Origin of the sequence: Aeromicrobium sp., from assembly GCF_032084975.1 — a bacterium.
Taxonomy (GTDB): domain Bacteria; phylum Actinomycetota; class Actinomycetes; order Propionibacteriales; family Nocardioidaceae; genus Aeromicrobium.
This window is the reverse complement of sequence record NZ_DAMDLR010000099.1, coordinates 1-7,762: the sequence shown is the minus strand read 5'-3', so window position 1 is coordinate 7,762 and position 7,762 is coordinate 1. Positions and strand designations below refer to the sequence as shown.

Here is a 7,762-nt window from a genome sequence, read left to right as displayed (position 1 = left end):
GGCGGCACCGACCAGGGCGGACCAGCGCCGGACACGGGGATCCTCCACGGCCCGCACGGCCCCGTACACGCCGAGGGCGATCCAGGGCGCCGCGAGCAGCTCGGCGTTGACGCGCTCCGCCCCCAGCCAGGGACTGACGGTCAGGAGTGCGGCCGTCGCGGCAGCCCAGCGAGCGGCTCGGTCGCCACCGAGGCGCTGCCCGGCGAGGGCGCAAAGCAGGACCGTCGCCGCGACGGCGAGCAGGCCCAGCAGACGCAGGGCGACCACTCCCCCGACGTCGGCGGCGATCTCGTAGACGCCGATCAGCAGCGGCGACCGGTCGACCCAGTAGTCACCGTAGAGCGAGTCGCCGGCGTGCCACTGGCCGCCGATGATGAGCAGGCCGGCCTCGTCAGGGCTGGGCAGCACGGCCAGGAACGGCAGCCGGACCAGCACGGCTGCGCCCAGGACCCACAGCACCGTCCGCGTCACCGTCATGGTCCGATGATCGCATCCGCGGCCCATTGACCGGGGCGGCCCGACGGCGCAGAGTGCGGACATGACCACTGAGACCGTGCAGCAGGCGCAGGACCCGGATCGCTTCGAGATCACCGTGGACGGCAAGGTCGCCGGATTCACGCAGTTCGTCGACGCGGACGGCCGGCGGATCTTCTTCCACACGAAGATCGACGAGGAGTTCGGCGGGCAGGGCCTGGCCGGCACCGTCGTCGGCGAGGCGCTCGACCGGACCCGGGGAGACGGTCTGAGGGTCGTCGCCGTGTGCCCCTACGTCGCGAAGTACCTGGAGAAGCACCCGGGCTACGAGGACGTCACCGACCCGGTCACGCCCGACGCGATCGCCTTGGCGAAACGCGCCGCCGCCTAGTCATCCGGCGGCGTGGATGCGCTGCCAGTTGCGGCCGCCGCGGGCGAACGTGTGCAGGACCTCGGGTGGCACGTCGGGAGCCGGCACGGGATCGTCGTCCCAGTCGCACGGGCGGACGTGGACGAGGTCGGCGGCCAGCGCCTCGGGCTGGTCGTCGTAGCGCCACGGGCCCACCAGCATGCCGTGCCAGAACCAGCCCTCGGCGTCGCGCGTCCACACGTGCGATCCCACCGGAGCCTGCGCGAAACGCGCCAGCCGGCGGGCCGTTCGATCGTCGTGCTCCTGCTCGACCGCGGCGATCGCACTCGTCAGTGTGGCCGGTGCGTGGACGAGTCGCCCACCCACACCGCACGCCCCGATCCGCAGTGCGCGCGCGACCGCGACACCGTCGGTGACGCGGTCGTCACGCGAGCACATCGGGGCGCGGAAGGTCGGCACGCGCCCCACCGTAACGGTGACTCTCGACTACCGTGAACCACATGAGTGGACACCTGAACCAGCGCTACCAGCTGGGCGAGGTCGTCGGCTCCGGAGGCATGGGATCGGTCCATCGCGCGACCGACCTGCGGCTCGAGCGGACAGTGGCGATCAAGCTGCTGCGCGGTGAGCCCGAGGTCGACGACGTGGCCCGCGCCCGCATGCGGAGCGAGGCCCAGCTGGCCGCCTCGATCCATCACCCCGGGGTCGCCCAGGTCTTCGATTTCGACGAGGATCGTGGATCCGCCGACGGCTCGACGTTCATCGTCATGGAGTTCGTCGAGGGGCACTCACTCGCGGAGCTGCTGCGCGAGCGCGGGCCACTGCCCGCCGACGAGGTGATGTCGGTCGTGCAGCAGGTCGCCGATGGACTCGCCGCGACCCACGCCCGGGGGATCGTGCACCGCGACCTCAAGCCCGCCAACATCATGCTGACGCCCGAAGGACGGACCGTCCTGGTCGACTTCGGGATCGCGCAGACCGCGAGCAGCGAGCCGCTCACCGACACCGGTGCCCTGGTCGGCACGACCGACTACCTCAGCCCGGAGCAGGTGCGCGGGCGCAGTGCGACCGCCCAGTCTGACCTGTACGCGCTCGGAGTCGTGGCGTACCACTGCCTGACCGGGACCTCGCCGTTCCGCCGGGAGACCCACATCGCGACCGCGATGGCGCAACTGCACGACGACCTCCCCCCGCTGGGCGACGACGTGCCGTCGCGGCTGGCCGCCCTGCTGCGCGTCATGACGGCCAAGGACCCGGCCGACCGCCCCGCGGGCGCGGCAGAGGTCGCGACCGAGGCTGCCGCCATCGGTGCCGCGCAGACGATCGACGTGCCGCCGACATTCGAGCTGGCCAGGCCCGTGGTGCCGGGGCCTGCGCCCACGACGGCCTCGCCCACGTCGGACGGACTCACACCTGCGGAGCCGCGACGGCGCCGGACCTCGGTCGTGTTCGCGAGCGTCGGGGTCCTCGTCGCACTGGCGGCGGTCCTCGGCGGCCGGGAGCTGCTGTCCGGCGAGGCGCCGGTCGTGCCCGACGTCGTGGGGGCCACGGTCGAGGAGGCCGAGTCGGAGCTGCGGGATGCGGACCTGGTGACGCGCACGCGTCTGGTCGACGTCGCGGGCCGGCCCGCGGGGCAGGTGGTGAAGCAGTCCCCCGCTGCCGGCACGACGGCCGCGGAGAACGACCCCGTCCAGCTGCTCGTCGCCTCGGGCAAGGTGCGGGTCGCGGCGTCCGACATCATCGGCCAGCCCTATGCCAAGGCCGCGTCGAGTCTGGAGAAGAAGGGCTTCGTCGTGCGTCGCGAGGACGTCACCCAGGCCTCCGACGCCGGTGAGGTGGTCGCACTCGACCGGTCCGGCCGGCTCGCGAGCGGCGTGGCGATCACGCTGTCCGTCGCGGTCGCGCCGACGACCACCGCCACGACCGGGGGGACCTCGACGGGCACGGGCTCGGGCGCCGCACCGAAGAAGTCCCCGGGGAACGGGCCCGGCTCGGACAACGGCAAGGCCAAGGGGAAGAACAAGGGCAAGGGCAAGGGCAAAGGCAACTGACGCAGGTCAGCTCGCGCACCTGAACCCGAGGTTCCCCGAGGCGGAGTCCGGTGTGTTCTGGGCCCTCGCCGCCACCCGGTAGCGATTGCAGTAGGAGTCGTGGCACAGGTACGACCCCCCGCGCATCACGCGCGCCGTGCCGGAGGTCGGCCCGCTCGGTGAGTCGAGCGGCGACCTCTCGTAGAACCGCGCGTCGAACCAGTCGGCACACCACTCCCACACGTTGCCGACCATCTGGTGCAGGCCGTACCCGTTCGGCTCGAAGGCCGATGCGGGCGCCGTGGCCAGGTGCCCGTCGTCGCCGTGGTTGAACTCCGGGAAGACGCCCTGCCAGATGTTGCACCGCCACCGGCCGTCCGGTGTCAGCTCGTCGCCCCAGGGGTAGCGCCGGCCTTCCTGGCCCCCGCGAGCGGCGTACTCCCACTCGGCTTCGGTCGGGAGTCGTCGGCCTGCCCACGCGCAGTAGGCCTGCGCATCGTTCCAGGAGACCTGGACGACGGGATGGTCGTCGCGGCCCGACAGGTCGGAGCCCGGGCCCTCGGGGGTGCGCCACGTGGCACCGGCGACCACGAGCCACCACGGGGTGTGGGCGGCCCTGCCGAGCAGGTCAGCCGAACGGCCGTGGAAGGACGCCTCGAACACGGCGGACATCCCGAGCTCCTCGGCGTCCGTGACGTGTCCGGTGGCGTCGACGAAGGCGGCGAAGCTCGTGTTCGTCACTGCGGTGGCGTCCAGGCGGAAGCCCGGCAGGCGCACCGGATGGATCGGGGTCTCGCCGTCTCGGGGGTCGCCATCGCCCCAGACGTCACCCATCGAGGTCAGGCCGCCGGGTACCCGGACCTGGGCGCCGACGCCGGTCGCCGCACCGGGCGGCCGCGCATCCTGCCGGGGTCGCGTCAAGGCCGAGGCGGGTGTCGACGGGGCGCAGCAGGAGTGCGGACTGACGTCGGTCATGACTGACATGCTGACCTTCCCGGGTGCGGATCGGATCATCCAACACGGACGACGTGGCGACGGCCGATCGCGAGCACGATGGCGACACACCGGCCTCGGTCCGCGAGGCCGTCGCGAACCCGGACGGATGGCTCATGGACCACAACGACAGCGCCACACGACGAGACGTCCTCCCGGTGCCGGACCGTCCACCGGTCGGCCTGGTCACGTACGACGCCAAGGACCCGGACACGCCGCACGCCCGGATCGAGCCCATCCGCCCACCGGCGGGGGCGCCCAACGTCCTGGTCGTGTTGCTGGATGACGTCGGGTTCGGCGCGTCGAGCGCATTCGGTGGCGTCATCGCCACGCCGAACGCGGAGAGACTCGCATCGGCGGGCCTGAAGTACAACCGCTTCCACACGACGGCGCTGTGCTCACCCACGCGCGCCGCGCTGTTGAGCGGCCGCAATCACCACACCGTCGGCATGGGCGGCATCACCGAGATCGCGACCTCGGCACCGGGCTACGACTCGCGCCGTCCCAACACGTGTGCGCCGCTGGCCGAGATCCTCAAGCTGAACGGCTACTCGACGGCGCAGTTCGGCAAGTGCCACGAGGTCCCGGTGTGGGAGACCAGTCCGCTCGGACCGTTCGACAACTGGCCGACCGGGAGCGGGTTCGAGTACTTCTACGGGTTCATCGGCGGCGAGGCCCACCAGTACTACCCGGCGCTCTACGAGGGCACCACCCCCGTCGAGCCCTCGAGCACGCCCGAGGAGGGGTACCACCTGATGGGAGACATGACCGACCAGGCGATCGGCTGGATCCGGCGCCAGAAGTCGCTCATGCCCGACAAGCCCTTCTTCGCGTACTTCGCCCCGGGTGCGACGCACGCGCCCCACCACGTGCCGTCCGACTGGATCGACCGGTACGCGGGACGGTTCGACGCCGGCTGGGACGTGCTGCGCGAGGAGATCCTCGCCCGGCAGAAGCAGCTCGGGATCATTCCCGCCGACGCCCGCCTGACCGACCGGCCCGCCGAGATCCCGGCGTGGGACGAGATGCCCGAGGAGTTGAAGCCCGTCCTGCGTCGCCAGATGGAGGTGTACGCCGCGTTCCTGGAGTTCACCGACCACCACGTCGGGCGGCTGTTCGACGCCCTCGACGAGCTGGAGGTGTTCGAGGACACGCTCGTCTACTACATCATCGGCGACAACGGCGCCTCGGCCGAGGGAACGATGAACGGCACGTTCAACGAGATGATCAACTTCAACGGCGCCGCGGCGCTGGAGACGCCGGAGTTCCTCGCGGAGCACCTCGACGACTTCGGCGGCCCCGAGTCGTACAACCACTACTCGGTCGGCTGGGCGCATGCGATGGACACCCCCTACCAATGGACGAAGCAGGTGGCCTCGCACTTCGGCGGCACGCGCAACGGCGCGATAGTGCACTGGCCGCGCGGATTCGCCGCCGCCGGCGGAGTCCGATCCCAGTTCGCCCACGTGATCGACGTGGCCCCGACGATCCTGGACGTGGCCGGCCTGGCCGAGCCCACCTTCGTGCACGGCGTGCAGCAGACGCCGATGCAGGGCGTCAGCATGCGGTACTCGTTCGACGACGAGACCGCGGCCGACCGGCACGAGACCCAGTACTTCGAGATGTTCGGGAACCGCGGCATCTATCACCAGGGCTGGACGGCGGTCACGCGGCACAAGACCCCGTGGCTGCTCATCGGTGAGGACGTACCCGCGTTCGACGACGACGTCTGGGAGCTCTACGACACCAACACGGACTGGTCCCAGGCCGACGACCTGTCGCAGCGGTACCCGGACAAGCTGCACGAGCTCCAGCGACTGTTCCTCATCGAGGCGGTCCGGAACCAGGTGCTGCCGCTCGACGATCGGGCGGCGGAGCGCCTCTCGGCGGCCGTCAGCGGAAGGCCCCAGCTCGTGCAGGGCAACCGGCAGCGCCTCTACGCCGGGATGGGCCGGCTCTCGGAGCACTCGGTCGTGAGCATCAAGAACGCATCGCACGCCGTCACGGCCGAGGTCACGGTGCCCGACCACGGCCAAGGCGTGATCATCGCGCAGGGCGGCAGCATCGGCGGATGGAGCCTCTACGTCAAGGATGCCCGACTGCGGTACTGCTACAACCTGTTCGGCATCCAGCGCTTCTACGTCGGGAGCGAGTCGCCCCTGTCCGCGGGCCGGCACCAGGTGCGGATGGAGTTCGACTACGACGGGCCGGGGCTGGGCAAGGGCGGCAGCGTGCGTCTGTACGTGGATGGCGACGAGGTCGGGGCCGGCACGGTGGCAGCCACGGCGGCGATGATCTTCTCCGCGGACGACACGTGCGACGTCGGCCGTGAGGACGGTGCCCTGGTGGCGGACGACTACCCCGTCCCGAACCACTTCACCGGCGAGGTGCACTGGGTCGAGATCGCCGTCGGCGACGACGCGCACGACGCCGACCACCGCCTCTCCCCCGAGGAGATGCTGCGCGTGGCGATCGCGCGGCAGTGACTCAGGAGACTGGTTCTCCTGAGCTGCCGCGGGACTCGGGCGTGACCGTGGGGACCCCACGCGGAGGTCCCCACGGTCGACGGGTCAGGCGCTGATCTCTCTCCGGTCGGCACCAGCCTTGATCTCGACCTTGCGCGGCTTGGCCTTCTCGGCGATCGGGATGCGGATCGTCAGGACGCCAGCGTCGTAGTCGGCCGTGAGCCGATCGGTGTCGAGCGTGTCCCCGAGGAACAGCTGGCGGCTGAAGGTGCCGTACGACAGCTCCGCGACGACACGCTCGGCGCTCTCGGCGATCGGCGCCTTGCGCTCGGCGTGGATCGTGAGCACGTTCCGCTCGACCGTCAGGTCGATGGTGTCCGCCGAGACGCCCGGCAGGTCCACCTGGACGACGAACGTGTCGACGTCACGGAACGCGTCCATCGGCATCGCCGAGGGCCGCGTGCGGCCACCCGTCATGGCCTCGGTGAGTCGGTCGAAGTCACGGAACGGATCGGTGCGCATCAGCATGGTTCTACTCCTCACTCGATGGTGGAACAGGTGGTGGGCCGTGCGGCCCGCTCACATCGATCTTAACCGAACGTTTGAGGTTTTCATTCCCGGTGGCATGATCTCCACATGGCGTACCCGGGACCCGAACGTGGAGTGTTCCCCATCTCGGTGACCTCCGAGCTCACCGACGTGGCCCCCCAGATGCTGCGCGTCTACGAGCAGCGCGGCCTGCTCTCGCCGGAGCGCACGCCCGGCGGCACCCGCCGCTACAGCGGGCAGGACGTCGACCGGATCCGCGAGATCACCGCGCTGCTGGCGGACGGGCTGAACCTCGCGGGGATCGAGCACGTGTTCCGGCTGCAGGCCGAGAACCAGCGGTTGCTGGCCGAGGTCGAGCGGCTGCGCGGCCGCGACCGGCGTCCCTGAGCCGCTCAGGAGGGAATCAGCTCGTACTCCCGCGCGATGCGGACCGCCGCATTGCGACGCGAGACGCCGAGCTTGCGCAGGATGTTCCTGACGTGGGTCCGCACGGTGTTGACCGAGATGTACATCTCCGAGGCGATCTCCTCTGTGGTGAGCAGTGCGGCCAGATGGCCCAGGACCTCCATCTCCTTCTCGGTCAGCTGCTCCACCGGAGCCGAGCGCTCGGTGGCCTCTGGCGCACGCCGTGCCGTGGGTCGCACCATCGCCGTGCCGGGGCGCTCGAAGAGCCACGCGTGCTCGGTCGCCAGCTTCTGGTCGTGCAGCAGCAGCTGACGCACGGGCGCTGCGGCCTCGTGGAAGGGCCGGCGGAGCGTGACCGTCCGGGCGAGCAGCAGCGCCTGGACCAGGGCGTGGTGGGCCTGCACGCCGGCCCCGCCCCGCAGGAATCGCGCGCAGTCCACGAGGGCCGCGGCGACACGCACGGGCACGGGCGCCGA

8 protein-coding genes and 1 pseudogene are annotated in these 7,762 nt (G+C 71.0%); 4 read left to right on the top strand and 5 right to left on the bottom strand.

The genetic code is table 11. The features are described 5' to 3' along the window. Window positions 1-477 (bottom strand): annotated as a pseudogene (locus tag RT323_RS15160) (hypothetical protein); the annotation flags it as partial. A 61-nt stretch (window positions 478-538) separates the two neighbouring features. Between RT323_RS15160 and RT323_RS15155 the strand changes: the two are divergent. Continuing rightward, entirely contained in the window at window positions 539-865 is a 327-nt protein-coding gene (locus RT323_RS15155; RefSeq protein WP_313409938.1) for a GNAT family N-acetyltransferase, read from the top strand. On the opposite strand, the gene RT323_RS15150 is transcribed toward RT323_RS15155, so the two are convergent. After that, the gene (locus tag RT323_RS15150) at window positions 866-1,303 is read right to left on the bottom strand and encodes a GAF domain-containing protein (protein WP_313409936.1); all 438 of its coding nucleotides are present in this window, start codon (window positions 1,301-1,303) and stop codon (window positions 866-868) included. Between the two features lie 41 nt (window positions 1,304-1,344). Here RT323_RS15150 and RT323_RS15145 point away from each other — a divergent pair, with 41 nt between their 5' ends. Beyond that, window positions 1,345-2,895, top strand: a complete 1,551-nt coding sequence (locus RT323_RS15145) for a protein kinase domain-containing protein (protein ID WP_313409934.1) — start codon at window positions 1,345-1,347, stop codon at window positions 2,893-2,895. Window positions 2,896-2,901: 6 nt separating this feature from the next. Here RT323_RS15145 and RT323_RS15140 read toward each other — a convergent pair whose 3' ends face one another. Then, the gene (locus RT323_RS15140; protein WP_313409933.1) at window positions 2,902-3,849 is read right to left on the bottom strand and encodes a formylglycine-generating enzyme family protein; all 948 of its coding nucleotides are present in this window, start codon (window positions 3,847-3,849) and stop codon (window positions 2,902-2,904) included. Between the two features lie 23 nt (window positions 3,850-3,872). On the opposite strand from RT323_RS15140, the gene RT323_RS15135 reads away from it, so the two are divergent. Beyond that, entirely contained in the window at window positions 3,873-6,353 is a 2,481-nt protein-coding gene (locus RT323_RS15135) for an arylsulfatase (protein ID WP_313409931.1), read from the top strand. 84 nt (window positions 6,354-6,437) lie between these two features. Here the strand turns inward: RT323_RS15135 and RT323_RS15130 are convergent, their stop codons facing one another. Continuing rightward, window positions 6,438-6,860, bottom strand: a complete 423-nt coding sequence (locus RT323_RS15130; RefSeq protein ID WP_313409929.1) for an Hsp20/alpha crystallin family protein — start codon at window positions 6,858-6,860, stop codon at window positions 6,438-6,440. 108 nt (window positions 6,861-6,968) lie between these two features. On the opposite strand from RT323_RS15130, the gene RT323_RS15125 reads away from it, so the two are divergent. Continuing rightward, window positions 6,969-7,268, top strand: coding sequence for a MerR family transcriptional regulator (locus RT323_RS15125; RefSeq protein WP_313409927.1), 300 nt, complete (start codon window positions 6,969-6,971; stop codon window positions 7,266-7,268). A gap of 5 nt (window positions 7,269-7,273) precedes the next feature. Here the strand turns inward: RT323_RS15125 and RT323_RS15120 are convergent. Beyond that, window positions 7,274-7,762, bottom strand: a 489-nt coding sequence (locus tag RT323_RS15120) for a LuxR C-terminal-related transcriptional regulator (protein ID WP_313409925.1), incomplete at its 5' end; no start/stop codon positions are given.